At 65.7% G+C, this 14,556-nt stretch carries 12 protein-coding genes; 3 read left to right on the top strand and 9 right to left on the bottom strand.

Annotated elements, in window-relative coordinates; genetic code table 11:
* Positions 1-243 precede the first annotated feature (243 nt).
* The 3 genes from EZH22_RS01920 to EZH22_RS01910 form a co-directional block, all read right to left on the bottom strand.
* Positions 244-954 (bottom strand): hypothetical protein, encoded by a 711-nt coding sequence (locus tag EZH22_RS01920; protein ID WP_231711260.1) that lies wholly within the window; start codon positions 952-954, stop codon positions 244-246.
* 115 nt (positions 955-1,069) lie between these two features.
* Positions 1,070-1,678 carry a hypothetical protein gene (locus EZH22_RS01915; RefSeq protein ID WP_203194133.1) on the bottom strand — a complete coding sequence of 203 codons (609 nt, stop codon included), beginning with the start codon at positions 1,676-1,678 and terminating at the stop codon, positions 1,070-1,072.
* Positions 1,679-1,716: 38 nt separating this feature from the next.
* Positions 1,717-2,427 (bottom strand): CerR family C-terminal domain-containing protein, encoded by a 711-nt coding sequence (locus tag EZH22_RS01910; protein ID WP_203194132.1) that lies wholly within the window; start codon positions 2,425-2,427, stop codon positions 1,717-1,719.
* Positions 2,428-2,692: 265 nt separating this feature from the next.
* Here EZH22_RS01910 and EZH22_RS01905 point away from each other — a divergent pair, with 265 nt between their 5' ends.
* Complete coding sequence (locus tag EZH22_RS01905) at positions 2,693-4,990, top strand: FAD-dependent oxidoreductase (protein WP_203194131.1); 2,298 nt, start codon at positions 2,693-2,695, stop codon at positions 4,988-4,990.
* 19 nt (positions 4,991-5,009) lie between these two features.
* On the opposite strand, the gene EZH22_RS01900 is transcribed toward EZH22_RS01905, so the two are convergent.
* The 4 genes from EZH22_RS01900 to EZH22_RS01885 all read right to left on the bottom strand — a co-directional run bounded on the left by EZH22_RS01900 (position 5,010) and on the right by EZH22_RS01885 (position 10,481).
* Positions 5,010-6,122, bottom strand: a complete 1,113-nt coding sequence (locus tag EZH22_RS01900; RefSeq protein ID WP_203196332.1) for an ABC transporter permease — start codon at positions 6,120-6,122, stop codon at positions 5,010-5,012.
* 2 nt (positions 6,123-6,124) lie between these two features.
* Positions 6,125-8,929, bottom strand: a complete 2,805-nt coding sequence (gene rbbA, locus EZH22_RS01895; protein WP_231711259.1) for a ribosome-associated ATPase/putative transporter RbbA — start codon at positions 8,927-8,929, stop codon at positions 6,125-6,127.
* Positions 8,926-9,996: an HlyD family secretion protein gene (locus EZH22_RS01890; protein ID WP_203194130.1), complete on the bottom strand. Its 1,071-nt coding sequence runs from the start codon at positions 9,994-9,996 to the stop codon at positions 8,926-8,928. Before EZH22_RS01890 ends, rbbA begins: the two co-directional genes overlap by 4 nt.
* Positions 9,997-10,157: 161 nt before the next feature.
* Entirely contained in the window at positions 10,158-10,481 is a 324-nt protein-coding gene (locus EZH22_RS01885) for a phasin family protein (protein ID WP_203194129.1), read from the bottom strand.
* Between the two features lie 154 nt (positions 10,482-10,635).
* Between EZH22_RS01885 and EZH22_RS01880 the strand changes: the two genes are divergently transcribed.
* Both EZH22_RS01880 and EZH22_RS01875 read left to right on the top strand, forming a co-directional pair.
* Positions 10,636-11,217 (top strand): TetR/AcrR family transcriptional regulator, encoded by a 582-nt coding sequence (locus EZH22_RS01880; protein ID WP_203194128.1) that lies wholly within the window; start codon positions 10,636-10,638, stop codon positions 11,215-11,217.
* A 618-nt stretch (positions 11,218-11,835) separates the two neighbouring features.
* A complete protein-coding gene (locus tag EZH22_RS01875) occupies positions 11,836-13,164 on the top strand; it encodes a tyrosine-type recombinase/integrase (RefSeq protein ID WP_203194127.1) in 1,329 nt (442 codons plus the stop codon).
* 135 nt (positions 13,165-13,299) lie between these two features.
* On the opposite strand, the gene EZH22_RS01870 is transcribed toward EZH22_RS01875, so the two are convergent.
* Together EZH22_RS01870 and EZH22_RS01865 are read right to left on the bottom strand one after the other, a co-directional pair.
* Positions 13,300-13,683 carry a tetratricopeptide repeat protein gene (locus EZH22_RS01870; RefSeq protein WP_231711258.1) on the bottom strand — a complete coding sequence of 128 codons (384 nt, stop codon included), beginning with the start codon at positions 13,681-13,683 and terminating at the stop codon, positions 13,300-13,302.
* A gap of 71 nt (positions 13,684-13,754) precedes the next feature.
* Positions 13,755-14,540 (bottom strand): ABC transporter ATP-binding protein, encoded by a 786-nt coding sequence (locus EZH22_RS01865; RefSeq protein ID WP_203194125.1) that lies wholly within the window; start codon positions 14,538-14,540, stop codon positions 13,755-13,757.
* Positions 14,541-14,556 lie beyond the last annotated feature (16 nt).

The raw sequence follows: 14,556 nt of genomic DNA, 5'->3' as shown, positions 1-14,556 counted from the left end.
CGGGTAAGGGATGGCCGCTGCCCGGCGTGTCATGAATCGAAGGCATCCGGGGGAATGCCGATCCGGCGATCCCAGCTCCTGACGAAGGTGCTGCCCGCTCCCTGGCTTTGATCCGTGCCCCCTGTGTGCTGAAGCCGTGGGAAGGGATGGGGCGGAAGGGAGCCTGAGGAGGCGCGTGCGGAAGACGGGAACACAAGACCTTGCCCGCCCTCCGCCGTGCTCGGCGCGACGTCGTGCCGGCGGCTATTTCACCGCGTCCGAGATGGACTTGCGGATGGACAGGTAGGTTTCGGAGATTCGCTTCTGAACATCCGCATAGCTCTGCTTTGCGCTCTCCCAGGAGTCGCTGCTTGCCTCCTTCAGGCGGGTGAGCCGGGCCTTGGCCTCCTCGACTTGTGTGTCCAGGGCAGCGATCCGGCTCTCGATCGCGGCGCGCTGACTTTTCGCGAGCTTGCCGGCATCCGCCTTGAGACTTTCAACGGAATCCTGGAGCGCCTTCTGACGCACCTCGATCTGGGCCGTGAGCACTGCCTTGCGGGTTGCAAAGTCGGCCTGAACGTCCGCGAGATAGGCTTCGGTCTCGCTCCGGAAGGTGGTCCAGCCGTCGTCGAGGGCCTTGCGGCCGGCGGCCATTTGCGCCTCGGTCCAGGTCCGGCTGTTGTCCAGTGTTTCCTGCAGCTTGGTGCGATAGGCGTCGCGGGTGTCCCGAAGCTGTTTCAGGCTCGCATCCGCTTTCGCGCGCGCCCTTCCCTGAAGCTCGGCCGCGTTCTTTTCGAGGATCGCGATGGTGGCGTCGAGTTCGGCGAGGCGTTCCTGCGACCATTCGATCGCCTGCCGGGTGACCGACGTATCGGAAGGCTTTTCGGCGGACGACGCGCCGGCCGGAGCCTTGTCTTCCGCGTGGACATAGGTTGCGGGAAGGACCGCGAGCGAGGCGAGCAGCGCGGCGCCCATCCTCCAGTTGCGCAAAGGCATTTTGTTTCTCCCTGACTGTGTGGATGACGTGGGTCGCCGAGATGGGTGCACCCCCCGGAGGAGACCTCCGGGAGGCGGATTCGGGATTGATGGATCAAAAGGCCTTGGACAGAGCTTCGGCGATCTTCTTGATGGTCTTCTCGTGGACGGCCTTGGCCTCGGAGAGGCCGGTCTTGATTGCCTGCCAGGTTTCATCGCCTGCGCTGGAGGCCTGCCCGATTTTCGCTTTGGCCTTCTCCGCCTCTGTGGAGAGGCGCCCAATAGCGGCATCGAACTCTTCGCCGGCCTTCTCGACGGCGGTGGTCACCTGCGCATGCAGGTCGTTCAGCGCGCTCTCCCAAGATTTGCGTTGGGCCTCGGCACGCGCCGCGATGGCGTTACGGGCGATCTCGGTTTGCTCGCCGGTCGACGTGAGAAAGGCCTGGAACGCGGATTCCGCTTCGACCCATTCGTCCTCCAGGGCCTGCTGCGCCTGTGACGCGGAGCTTTTCGCGGCTTCCGCCTGGGTGCGCAGGTCTTCCAATTGCCCTTCGAGCTTTGCGCGTGAAACGCGCAGGCGAGAGAGCGCCTGATCCGCTTCCGTACGGGCACTCTCCTTGAGTTCGTCCGCAGACTTTTCCGCCTGCGCGATCATGGCATCGATTTCGTCGAGCCGCTGCTTGGCCCAAGCAACGACGTCGTGGGCGAATGACTGATTCGTCATGAAATATTCCTTTTCGCAGGGATTGGAGACGTTCCCATTCAGAAAATGGCGGTTGTAGACCTTGATGTTTGCCCTTTTGCTTCCGCGTCGCTCATGAAGTTGCTGCGTGTCAGATCCCGAATCATCTCTTCGATCTGTCGAAGGTTCATCGATTGCGCCTTCTTCCAGTCCATGCCCCGCAGGATGATGCCGCGCAGCAATCGAAAGCCGATGATCGCGGTGATGACCGCGCTCACGCGTAGCCGGATCGCCTCTTCGTCAAGCGTGCCCAAGGCGATCATCTTCACGGTCGCGATCAGTCTGTGCTGCAACGGCGCGATGGCTCGGTCGTGGATCAGCAGGAACGCTTCGTCGTTTTCATAGGCGCAGCGGGCAAAAAAGGTCGCCCACGAGCGGGGCTCGGCATCGTCTAAAAGGATGCGAAGAAAGCATGAGAGAGCTTTCTCAAGCCGCTCCCGGGGCGATTTCGTTTCCCGATCCTCCAGAATTAGGTTGATTTCCTCGATCCGCCCTTGGGCATAGTCCGCGATCTCCTGTGCGGCCGCCATATAGAGCTCCCTTTTTCCACCGAAGTGGTAGGGAATTGCTGAAAGGTTGGCCTTGCCTTCCTTCGCCAGCAGGCGAGTGCTGGCGGCCTCAAAGCCGATCCTGCCGAAGACGTCGATCGCCGCCGCGATCAGCTGAGCTCTCGTCCTGGAGCTGCGTATTTCATGGCCATTTGATGGCCCGCCTATGCTGGCTTTGTCCATGGATCGGTTTATATCCCTTAAAAATAGATCAATCGAATGAAATTTTAAAGACATGGAGGGACGGCGGGATTCGACATGTGATCCCGTTGTTCGGGACTTGTGATGAAATGCCTTCCGGGAGGCGATCGGCCCGATACGTTGGGGGGGCCGGAAATCCGGCCACCGGCTGGTCGCGGGGGAGGGCGCAGGCGAATGCCGAGTCGTTTGGCGGGATCGCGGGCGCTATGAATGAGGCATGCAGGCGTCCGATCAAGGAGCACGCGCGATGACAGAGGCGGCAGAGGGTGCCGGGTCCAATCGTCCGGCGCCGCGGCACGTCGACTTCCTGCTCGTGGGCGGCGGGCTGGCGAGCGCCGTGGCGGCGCAGACCTTGCGCGCCGAGGGTGCGGCGGGATCGATCCTGATCCTGTGCGCCGAGGACGTGCCGCCTTATCACCATCCCCCGCTCTCCAAGCACCTTTTGACTGGGACCGAAGGCGAGGCACGGATCTTCGTCCACCCGGAAAGCTTTTATGGTGAGCACGACATCGAACTCGCCCTCGACGCGCGGGTGGTCGGCGTGGATACAGCGCAGCAGATCGTCACCACGGCGGGTGGCGAGGAGATCGGCTACGGCCAGCTCCTCATCGCCACCGGGGCCACGCCCAAGCTGCTCACGGTGCCCGGCGCGTCGCTCCCCGGCGTCTTCAGCCTGCGCCGCAAGACCGATGCGGATGCCATCCGCATGGCCATCCCGCAGGCAAAGCACGCCGTCGTGCTCGGCGGCAGCTTCCTCGGCATGGAGATCGCCATGTCGCTTGTGGACGCCGGCCTCAAGGTGACGATCATCGAGCAGGGGCCGGTGCTGCTGCGGCATCTCGAAGCCCCCGATCTCTCCAGATACTTCGAACGCTATGCGGAAGGCCGCGGCGCCACCGTGATCCTCAACGATACCGCCGCCGCGCTCAACGGCCGCGAGCGGGTTGAAGAGGTGGAGACGGTGGCCGGCCGCCATGTGCCGTGCGACCTCGTGGTGGTCAGCATCGGTGTTGCTCCGGCAACGGATTTTCTCGCCGGCAGCTCCATCGCCCTCGATGGCGGCTACGTGGTGGTGGACGCCTTGCTGCGCACGAGCGCTCCGAACGTGTTCGCCGCTGGCGACGTCACCACTTTCTATGATCCCGTGTTCGCCCGCCGCCGGCACATCGAGCATTGGGACAACGCCGTGAAGCAGGGGCGTCTCGCCGCGCGCAACATGATGGGCCGCCGGCTGCGTTACGACGAGGTCTCCTATTTCTTCTGCGAGGTGGGTGACATCGGGTTCAACGTGCTCGGCGCAACGGAAGAGGCGGACGCCTGGGTCGCGCGCGGGGCTCTGGATCAGGGATCCTTCGCGCTGTTCTACCTGAAGGGCGACGTGCCGCGCGCCTTGTTCTCCGTGGGACGGCCGGCGGACGAGACTCGCGTGGCCGAGGGCCTGATCCGTCATCGGGTCGGTCTCGGCGACGTCAAGGATCGCCTGGGCGAGAGCGCGTTCGTCCTCGACCACATTCCGACGCAGACGGCGCTGATCCTCCAGGGCGGCGGCGCCTTGGGAGCGTTCGAATGTGGCGTGGTGAAAGCCCTGGAGGAAGAGGGGATCTTCCCGGATATCGTCGCGGGGGTCTCCATCGGCGCCCTGAACGGCGCCGTCATCGCCGGCAATCCCCGCTACCCTACGCAGGCCCTCGAAGCGTTCTGGGCGGACCTTGCCGTGACGACGCCCAACGTGCCCTTCACCGAGCTCAGGCGTGCGGCGGCGGCGGCGAGGATCCTGACGCTGGGCGTGCCCAACTTCTTCACGCCGCGCTGGGGCCTGCCGCCTTACGGCCCGGCGGACTGGGCGGCGAACTGGACCAGCTGCTACGACACGACGCCCATGAAGGCGCTGCTCGCCAAATATGTCGACTTCGCCGCGCTCAAGGACAGTCCCGTGCGCCTTCTCGTCAGCGCCGTGAACGTGATGACGGCGACCCTCGACGTGTTCGACAGCTACGTGGACGACCTGACCCCGGACCATGTGCTGGCGAGCGGCAGCCTGCCGCCGGGCTTTCCCTGGACCATGGTCGACGGCAAGGCCTATTGGGACGGCGGCATCATCAGCAACTCGCCGCTGGACCTCGTCATCGACCGCTGCGGCCCGGATGGGAAAAGGGTGTTCGTCGTCGATCTGTTCTCGGGCGAGAGGGCGCTGCCGACCAACATGCTGGAGGTGCTCGCGCGGCGCGACGAGATCGTCTATGCGGAGCGGGTGCTCAGCGACCTGCGCCATCGCGAAACCGTCGAAGCCTATCGCAGGCTCATCGACCATATCCTCGCTCGGCTCGATCCCGACGAGAGCGGGCGGATCAAGCGCATTCCCGCCTACATCCAGCTCATGGGGGACGGCGCGACGACCACCATCACGCGGTTCGTGCGCGCGGGCGCGGCGGGAGAACACTCGTCCCGCGATTACGATTTTTCCGACGTGGCCATCAAGGCCAACCAGGCCGAGGGCTATGCGGTGGCGAGGAAGACCCTCGGCCGGGCTTCCCCGCAAGGATAGGGGCGAAAGCCCCCGCCACTCACCGCAGGAAGGCCCGGAAGCGCTGGAGGGAGAAGAGGAACAGGACCGTGCCGATGCCGGCGAGGGCCAGCAATTGGGGCCAGACCACGTCGAGCCCGGCGCCACGGAACAGGATGGCCTGGGCCAGCATGACGAAGTGGGTGTTGGGCGCCGCCGCCATGACGACCTGGATGATCTCGGGCATGCTCTCGCGCGGGGTAACGCCGCCGGAGAGCACCTGCAGGGGCAGCAGCACCATCATCAGCAGCAGGCCGAACTGCGGCATGGTGCCGGCGACCGTCGCCAGGAAGATGCCCAGCGAGGTGGTGGCGAAGAGCTGCAGCGCCGTGCCCGCCAGGAACAAGGCGAGGGAGCCCTGGACGGGCACGGAGAGAAGCCCCTGGACCACCACCGTCAAGGAAAAGGAGGTCGCCACCAGCACCACCAGCCCCATGGACCAGATCTTGCTCACCATGATTTCGGTCGGCGTCACCGGCATCACCAGGAGGTGCTCGATGGTGCCATGCTCGCGCTCGCGGATGAGGGCGGCGCCGGTGAGTATGATGGACAGCATGGTGATGGAGGAGATGACGTTGGTGATGGCGCCGAACCAGCTCTTGTTCAGCTCGGCGTTGAAGCGGGCGCGCAGAACGAGGTCGACCGGCACGGCGGCGGCGCCGCGATGGCGGGTGAGGAATTCGCTCACCTCGCTGGTGACGATGGATTGGACGTATCCGCCACCGGTGAAGGCCTGGGACATGCGGGTGGCGTCGATGTTGAGCTGGATGGTGGGCGAGCGGCCGGCCAGGAGATCGCGCTGGAAGTCGGGCGGGATGTCGAGGGCGAAGGTGTCGAGGCCCGCATCCATGCGGGTGTCCATCTCCTGCGGCGTGATGAGCTGCGGCGGGGTGAAATAGGGCGGGTAGAACGCGGTGGAAATGCGCACCGACACCGGAGACTGGTCCTCGTCCACGATGCCGATGGCGGCCCGGTTCAGCGTCTCCGGCATCGCCCGGGACGCCGTATAGATCGAGAGCGTGAAGGCATAGACGATCAGGAACAGGAGCATCGGGTCCCGGGCGAGACCACGCAGTTCCTTGATGCCGAGCTGGAGGACGTTGGCGCCACGCATGCTCACGTCGCCTGCTTCTTGAGGAGGATGGCCCCGAGGCACAGCAGCACGGGCGCGGTGACCAGGAGCGGCACGAACGCGCTCCACAGATCGGCGAAGTCCAGGGCTTTCGAGAAGGTGCCGCGGGAGATGACGACGAAATAGGTGGTGGGGTAGATGCGCCCGATGAACGCTCCCGCCCCCTCGAGCGAGGAGACCGGATCGATCATCCCGGAATATTGCACCGCGGGTATGAGCGTGATGAGCGCGGTGCCGAAGATGGCGGCGATCTGGCTGCTCATGAAGGTGGAGATGACGAGCCCCATCCCGGTGGCGATGATGACGTAGAGCAGCGCACCGAAGGTGAAAGTGAGAAAGCTGCCGGTAAAGGGCACGCGGAAGATGAAGACGGCGACGGCCGTCAGCATCAGGAAGTTCAGCATGGCGAGGGCCACGTAAGGCAGCTGCTTGCCAACGAGGAATTCCACCCGGGTCACCGGTGTGACGTAGAAGTTGATGATCGATCCCAATTCCTTCTCGCGCACCACGCTGAGCACCGCCAGCATCGCCGGGATCATCATCAGGAGCAGCGGGATCACCGCCGGCGCCATGGCGACCAGGCTCTCGACCCCCGGATTGTATCGGTACCGGATCTGCAGCTGGAAATCGCCGACGGTGGCGGCCTTGCCATAGAGCTCGCGCGCCTTCTGGGTGAGCCAGGCCGCGTGGATGCCCTGCACGTAGCCCTGCACGGTCTCCCCGCGGGTGGGCATGGCGCCGTCGATCCAGGCGGCGACCTGCACCTTGCGCCCGTGGGCGGCGTCCCGCGCAAAGCCGGGCGGGATCTCGATGGCGAGGCTGAGCTCGCCGCTGCGCATGCGCCGGTCGAGGTCGGCGTAGTCGGTAATGGGCGCCTTCTGCGTGAAATAGCGGGAGCCGGCGATCTGCAGCACGTAGTCGCGGCTCACCGGGGTGTCGTCGCGGTCCAGCACCGCAAAGGAAAGGTTCTCCACATCCATGTTGATGCCGTAGCCCACCACGAACATGAGAAGCACGCTGCCCAGTATGGCGAGGGCGGCGCGGATCGGGTCCCGCCTCAGCTCCAGCGCCTCGCGCCTCGTATAGGCGTACATGCGGCGCAGGTTGAACGTGGCCCCCCCGCCGGTGGCCATCCTGCCGGCCCATTCCTCCGCGCGATCGCTCGTCGCCGACACGGGCTTATGTTCCGGCGGCGGCGCGGCGGGAGCCGCCTTGGTGCCGATGGCGTCTTCCAGATAGGCGATGAAGGCTTCTTCCAGGTCCTTGGCGCCGCGCGTCTCGATGATCGCTGCCGGACGGTCGCTGACCAGCACCTTGCCCGCGTGCATGAGCGAGATGCGGTCGCACAACTCCGCCTCGTTCATGAAGTGGGTAGAGACGAAGATGGTCACGTTGTCCTTGCGGGAGAGATCCGAGAGGATCTGCCAGAAGCCGTCGCGGGCGACCGGGTCGACGCCCGAGGTGGGCTCGTCGAGGATCAGCATGTCGGGCGCGTGGATCATGGCCACCGCCAGCGACAGCCGCTGGCGGATGCCGAGCGGCAGGGCGTCCGGCAGCGCGTCGGTGACGTCGGCGAGATCGAACCGCTTCACCATCTCGGCGATCCGACCGGGAATGGCATCGGGGGCGAGGCCGAACAGGCGGGCGTGCAGGTCGAGATTCTGCTCGACCGTCAGCTCCGTGTAGAGCGAGAAGGCCTGGCTCATGTAGCCGACCCGCCGGCGCACCGCCAAATCGTCCGGGTCCACCTCCTGCCCGAACAGGCGGGCCGTGCCCTCGCTGGCGGCGAGCAGGCCGGTGAGCATCTTCATGGTGGTGGTCTTGCCGCAGCCGTTGGAGCCGAGGAAGCCGAAGATCTCGCCGCGGCCGATGCGAAAGCTCACGTCGTCCACCGCGGTGAAGTCGCCGAAGCGCATGGTGAGATGCTCGGCCTCGATGGCGATCTCCCCGTCCGCGCCCTCCGGGCGGGGCGGAATGACCACCTCCCGGTGCCCCGCGCGCGCCTCTTCCGGCAACAGGGCGATGAAGGCGGCGTCGAGGTTGGCGGCCCCGGTCTTCGCCAGGAGATCCGCGGGCGTGCCGGTGGCGAGCACCTTGCCGGCGTCCATGGCCACCAGCCAGTCGAAGCGGGCGGCTTCCTCCATGTAGGCGGTGGCGACGATCACGCTCATGCCCGGCCGGCCGGCGCGGATGGAATCGATCAGCTCCCAGAACTGGCGCCGCGACAGGGGATCGACGCCGGTGGTGGGCTCGTCGAGGATGAGCAGGTCGGGATCGTGGATCAGCGCGCAGCATAGGCCGAGCTTCTGCTTCATGCCTCCGGAGAGCTTGCCCGCCGGGCGGTCGGAGAAGGGGGCAAGGCCGGTGCTCTCAAGCAACTCGCCGATCCGGCGCTCCCGCTCGGCCCGGCCCTGTCCGAACAGGCGGCCGAAGAAGTCCACGTTCTCGAACACCGACAAAGTGGGGTACAGGTTCTTGCCCAGGCCCTGGGGCATATAGGCGATCTGCGGGCAGGTGGTGCGACGGTGGCGGGAGTCGGCCATGTCCCCGCCCAGCACCTCCACCTGTCCGTGCTGGATGACCCGCGCTCCGGCAATCAGCGACAGCAGGCTCGACTTGCCGACCCCGTCCGGCCCGATAAGCCCGACCATGCGGCCGGCGGGAATATGGAGGCTCACCGCGTCCAGCGCCCGGGTCTTGCCAAAGGAGAGGGAGACCGCCTGCACCGACACCACGGACCGGACGGGCGCGGGCGGCGGAGGCGGGCCGGGGTCCTGCGAGGGGCTCATTGCACGAGGCCCTGCTGGAGACGGGCTGGCCACTCCACGTTTGGATCGAGCCGCACATAGGCCATGCCGGGCAGGCCGGTTTTCACCTGCTGAATGTATTTCTTCAGCAGCTGCGGCGGGATCTGCGCCTTGATCCGGAACATGAGCTTGAGGCGCTCCTCCTCCGTCTCCACCGTCTTGGGCGTGAACTGGGCGACGTCCGCCACGAAGGTGGCCTTGGCCGGAATGACGTATTGCGGCGCCGCATCGAGCACCAGCCGGACCTCGGCGCCGAGCGCGACCCGCCCGGCCTGGACGGTGGGCAGGAAGAAGGTCATGTGCACATCGCCGAGATCCACGAGGTTGAGCACCCGCCCGCCGGCGGACAGGACCTCGCCCGGCTGGGCGACGCGATACTGGACGCGGCCGGCGCGGGGGGATTTCAGCACGCCGTCATTGATGTCGGCGGTGATGCTGTCGATGGCCGCGCGCGCCGCGTCCACCGCCGCTTCCGCATCGACAATGAGCGCTTTCGCGGTGCTGATCCCGGCCTCGCTGGCGGCGAGCTGGGCTTCCGCTGCCGCCACGGCGGCCTTGGCGCCCTCGGCGCTCGCCCGATCGTCGTCAAACACCTGCTGGGACACGGCATTGGTCTTCACGAGCTGGCTTGATCGCGCGAGCTTGCGGTCCGCCGCGTCGAGCTCGGCATTGCGCTGGGCGATGGTGGCGATCGCGGCGCGGCGCTCGGCCTCGCGCTGGGTCACGAGGCTCCTGGCGGTGTCGATGCCGATCAGGGCCCGCTGGAGCTGGGCTTGCGCCTGACGGCGCTGGGCTTCGAGCTGTTCCGTATCCATCCGCGCGAGCACTTGGCCCGCCTCCACGAAGTCGCCTTCGTCCACCAGGATGTCCCTGATGCGGCCCGGGATCTTGGTGGACAAATCGATCTCGGTCGCCTCGATGCGACCGTTTCCGCTGGCGATGCCGTCAGGCAGGCTTTTGTTGAAAAACTTCTGCCACCCCCAATACCCTGCGCCGGCCACGATTACGGCGAGGACGGCGAAAATCAGAAGTTTCCGGGTCGAGGTCATGGGTGGGAGGCTCTCTTTGAAATCCGGTCCTGTGAATCATTTGTGTTCCAACAGCTTCTGCTGAACTCGACTTCCCGTTCCGTGACCAGGACGGAAAGCCGGATATCGCGCCCGCCCGCGAACACGAAAGCCGGGCGGACGCCAGGGATGTCGAGGGGGAGCTAAGAGGTGACAGAAACGCCCTTGCCCGCAGCGCCGGCGATTTGCTGTCCGTTCTCGATGAAGCAGGCGACGGATTTCTGCACCAGCTCGCTCTGGGCGGCGAACGCCTCCGCCGGGTCGCTGCTATCCGCCAGTCTCTGGACGTACTCCGCCTGAATCTGAAGCTGACGCGCCGTGCCGGCGAGCATCTGCCTGTACAACTCGGCGTAAAGCTTGAACGGCCCGTCGGACACCGACTTGGTCCAGTCGAATCGGCCCGGCACTGCATTCGTGAATTGATTCAGCCACGATTGCATTCCGTTCGTGACGCTCTCTCTGGTCATTGCAGCTCTCCTCCCCTCTCTCAGGGCGCGCCTACTGTGAAAACATGATGGGCCGATATCGCCGATGTGGCCTTGAGCTTTATCAACCGCTGTTGACCGGCGCCGATCCTAGGCATACGACCAACACTCAGCAACCATTTTCCATGAGGGGGCGATGCTCATCGAAACGGCGATCCGGCCGGCAGTGGCCACGCGGGATCGCATTCTGGCTGCCGCGATCCTGCGGTTTTCCCGGCATGCCTACGAAGAGACCGGATTGCGCGACATCGCGGAGGACGTCGGGGTCGACGTCGCCTATGTCCACCGCTGCTTCGGCTCGAAGGAACGACTGTTCACGGAAGCCCTCCGGGCGACAACGCGGGCCGACCGGCTTCTGGCGGATGTCGCCAGCGATCCGGCCCCCGTCCTCGCCGGGCTGATCTTCTCCGAGGACGGCCCCCGGTCCCCCGACGAGGTCACGTTGCTCGACATCGTCATCCGCTCATTGTCCAGCCCGAAGGCAGCTTCGGTCCTGCGCGCGTTCATCGTGGAGGACTTCATCGCGCCCCTGAGCGAAAGGCTCGGCCGGCCGGGCATGCGGGAGGCGTCGATGATCGCCGCCTTCCTGGTCGGCATCGGCATCATGCGCACCGTGCTGCAGGTGACGCCACTGCAGGAGCCGGAGGGCGGAGAACTGGAGCGCCGCATGGCCGAGGTGATCGCCTGCGCGATGGGGGAGACGGCGAGGCCCACCTGACGACGGCGCTCCATGGGTCTTTCGCTTGTGATGCAACGCGGAGGAAGAGCCGATGGAGCCGGAAGGGCGCATGCGGTCGCTGGCGGCATCTGTCGCGCCGGGGACGATTCGAGCTCCCGACCCCCGGATTCCTAGTGCGACTGATAGGGGTCTAAGCACTTCCCGACTCGGAGTATGGGCCAGCCCCTCCGAGAGGGAATTGCTTTCCGAGATGACCGCGACTTGAGCTTCGCTCCCAATCCCGTGGGCCAACGGTTTTGTTGCAGCAAGCTTCACGGTGGTGGTGCGCATGTGGTGCGCGTTCGCCACGACGACGAGATGGCGCTCTTGGCGCCATCGTCTAACATTCTGATTGTCTTGAGAGAAACTGGAGCGGGCGAAGGGATTCGAACCCTCGACCCCAACCTTGGCAAGGTGCCCTAGGCGCTTGCGCCACGCTGCGAGGAATTGCGCTGGAGTCGTATAAATGACTATAATCACATTATATTTTTCCTCATTTCCGTCGCCGAACCTCCCCGATGGCGCGCCTGAACGCGCCCTGAAAAGCTGACTTTCTGCTTACTCCGGCGGGCCGCCCGTGATAAAGTAAGCAGAATTCCGCTAACATGCTGATATATCATGGCAAAGCTCACGAAGCAGACGGTCGATGCTCTGAAATCTTCGAAGGTTGGGGTCAAAGGTTCGTATTTGATCGAGTGGGATCAGGAGCTCCGGGGCTTCGGCGTCAAGGTCGTCGCCTCGGGCTTGAAGACCTTCGTCATCCAATATCGCAACGCCCAAGGCCGCAGCCGTCGCATCATGATCGGCCGCTACGGCGTCATGACCTTGGAGGAGGCGCGGCGCGAGGCGAAGGCCATCCTCGGCCGGATCGCCAGGGGCGTCGACCCTCTCGAGGAAAAGCAAGCGGCGGCCAGTGGCGCCATCACCGTTGCTGAGGTGTGCGACTGGTATCTGGCCGAGGCGGAGGCCGGCCGGATCCTCGGTAAGAGACGGAGGCCCATCAAAGCGTCAACGCTTGCCATGGATCGCAGCCGCATCGACGTACATATCCGGCCGCTCCTCGGGAAGCGCGCGGTCAGCGCGCTCAAGCTCGGCGATATCGAGGGGGCACAGGCCGACATCGCGGCGGGCAAGACTTCCAAGCCTCGCGCCGGCAGTCGCGGCGGTGCCGCGACGGGCGGCGAGGGCGTCGCTGCGCGGACCATGTCGACTCTGCACGCCATCTTCGAACACGGTGTCCGGCTGGGAAAGATCGAGAGCAACCCGGCGCGGGGCGTGCGTCGCCTCGCCAGCACGCCGCGCGACCGCCGGCTGAGTCGCGCTGAGATCGAAAAGCTCGGCCAAGCGATCCGGGCCGCGGAGCAGGAGGGGGAGCACCCGACCGGCCTCGCGGCGATCCGCTTCTTTCTGATGACGGGCCTGCGCCGCATGGAGGGGCTCGCTTTGGAGCGTGCCTGGCTCCATGACGAGGAAGGCTCGATCCGATTTCCCGACACGAAGAGCGGCGCGCAGACGCGGGTCATCGGCCGCGCCGCCGTCGACTTGCTGCTGGCTCAACCACAGGCCGGATCGCGCTTCTTCTTCCCGGCCGACTGGGGTGAAGGGCATTTCGTCGGGATCGTGCGCGTGCTCGATCGCGTGTGCGCGCTGGCGCGGCTGGAGGACGTCACCCCGCATACCCTGCGCCACACTTTCGCCAGCGTCGCCGGCGACCTCGGCTTTTCCGAACTGACCATCGCAGCGCTCCTCGGCCACGCGGCGCGCGGCGTTACGCAGCGCTATATCCATATCGATGAGGCGCTGCGGCTCGCGGCCGACCGGGTCGCGGTCGAGATGACCGACATCCTCGACGGCAAGGCGGCATCTGCGCGTCCTCCTCGGCGTGGGGCGCGCCAGTCGCAGGAATTTCGGGAGACTGATCAGGGAGTGCCGCAGGCAGAATCGTGACACGGCGGAGCGGAGTCGCGCTCCATCGGCCAGCCAGCTGAAGCGGTTGGCAGTATGAGAGCACCACGCTGCGCGAGCACCTCGGCCTGCCGAGCCCGCCCGATCGCTTTTTCCCGGGGGCCTGATCGCCGTCCCTCAGGAATTGCGTCCGGCTGCAACGAGCGCCTTGCGCAGTTTTTCATGCTCCTCGCAGCCCGATGGGAAGCACAGGAGGCGCAGGAGTTCGAGGTTCTTTTCGGCGCCCTTGAAGTCGCCGATGGCGATGAACAGCTCCCCCTGATACTCGATCGCCGGACGGTGCACCGGATCGTAGAACAGGGCTTCCTTGTACCAGCGTGCCGCCGCGTCGTAGCGCTTGAGATTGCGGTTGGCGAAGCCGAGCAGGTTGTAGAGGTCGGCGTGGCGCACCGTGGCAGTGAGCGGTTCCAGCAAAGCCAGCGCCCGCTCGTAGTCACCGGCATAGAGCGCGGCGCGGCTCTCCGAGAGGTCCGGCAGGTCGGTGGACGGCGCAGTGTCCATGGCCCGCGCCGGGCTCGCAGCGGCCAGGATCGTCAGCGCTAGCAGGGCTGCGGCGAAACGTATTCCGGTCTTCATGCGGCGCGGGTGGCGGTCTTGCCGCCATCCTCTCCCATGGCTGTGAGGATACGCCGCTTGAGGGCCACGAAGGCCGGGTCCGCGCGATCGCGCGGGAAGGGAAGGTCGATATCCAGCGTCTCGACGATGCGTCCGGGCTTGGCGGCCATCACCACGACCTTGTTGCTGAGGAAGACGGCCTCCTCCACATCGTGGGTGACGAGGATCATGGTGACGCCCTCGACCTCCCAGATGCGTTGGATCTCGTCCTGAAGGTGGATGCGGGTGAGGGCGTCGAGGGCCCCCAGCGGCTCGTCCAGCAGCAGGATTTCCGGCCGGCTGGCAAGGCCGCGGGCGATGGCGGCGCGCTGCGCCATGCCACCCGAAAGCTCGTGCGGATAGGCCTTTTCGAAGCCGGACAGACCCACCAGCGCGATGTGCTCGCGCACGGCGAGGTCCTTCTCCGCCCGCGTCCAGCCGGAGTTTTCCAGGCTCAGGCCGATGTTCTGCTCCAGCGTCAGCCACGGCAGCAGACGATGGTCCTGGAAGACGATGCCACGGCTGAGCGCGGTGCCGACGATGCGCTTGTCGTTCAGCTCGATCTCGCCTTTGTAGTCATCATCGAGGCCGATGATGAGCCGCAGCAGGGTGGACTTGCCGCAGCCCGAAGGGCCGACAATGGTGACGAAGGCGCCGGGCTCCACGTCCAGGTTCACGCGCGACAGCACGTTCACCAGCGGGCGGCCGGGGAGCGAATAGGTCTTGGAAACGTTGCGGATGGTGAGGTGTCCGGGCGTGGCCATGGCTTTTCCCTTCGTC

The sequence above is a fragment of the Xanthobacter dioxanivorans genome (assembly GCF_016807805.1).
Lineage (GTDB): Bacteria > Pseudomonadota > Alphaproteobacteria > Rhizobiales > Xanthobacteraceae > Xanthobacter > Xanthobacter dioxanivorans.
The sequence above is the reverse complement of the archived record's forward strand: the minus strand, read 5'-3'. Positions and strand labels throughout refer to the sequence as shown.

Bases quoted from the DNA above. Each gene is read 5' to 3' on its own strand.
- EZH22_RS01865 (WP_203194125.1), bottom strand. From the start codon at position 14,540: ATGGCCACGCCCGGACACCTCACCATCCGCAACGTTTCCAAGACCTAT.
- EZH22_RS01885 (WP_203194129.1), bottom strand. From the start codon at position 10,481: ATGACCAGAGAGAGCGTCACGAACGGAATGCAATCGTGGCTGAATCAA.
- EZH22_RS01900 (WP_203196332.1), bottom strand. From the start codon at position 6,122: ATGCGTGGCGCCAACGTCCTCCAGCTCGGCATCAAGGAACTGCGTGGT.
- EZH22_RS01910 (WP_203194132.1), bottom strand. From the start codon at position 2,427: ATGGACAAAGCCAGCATAGGCGGGCCATCAAATGGCCATGAAATACGC.
- EZH22_RS01875 (WP_203194127.1), top strand. From the start codon at position 11,836: ATGGCAAAGCTCACGAAGCAGACGGTCGATGCTCTGAAATCTTCGAAG.
- EZH22_RS01920 (WP_231711260.1), bottom strand. From the start codon at position 954: ATGGGCGCCGCGCTGCTCGCCTCGCTCGCGGTCCTTCCCGCAACCTAT.
- EZH22_RS01905 (WP_203194131.1), top strand. From the start codon at position 2,693: ATGACAGAGGCGGCAGAGGGTGCCGGGTCCAATCGTCCGGCGCCGCGG.
- EZH22_RS01915 (WP_203194133.1), bottom strand. From the start codon at position 1,678: ATGACGAATCAGTCATTCGCCCACGACGTCGTTGCTTGGGCCAAGCAG.
- rbbA (WP_231711259.1), bottom strand. From the start codon at position 8,929: ATGAGCCCCTCGCAGGACCCCGGCCCGCCTCCGCCGCCCGCGCCCGTC.
- EZH22_RS01870 (WP_231711258.1), bottom strand. From the start codon at position 13,683: ATGGACACTGCGCCGTCCACCGACCTGCCGGACCTCTCGGAGAGCCGC.
- EZH22_RS01890 (WP_203194130.1), bottom strand. From the start codon at position 9,996: ATGACCTCGACCCGGAAACTTCTGATTTTCGCCGTCCTCGCCGTAATC.
- EZH22_RS01880 (WP_203194128.1), top strand. From the start codon at position 10,636: ATGCTCATCGAAACGGCGATCCGGCCGGCAGTGGCCACGCGGGATCGC.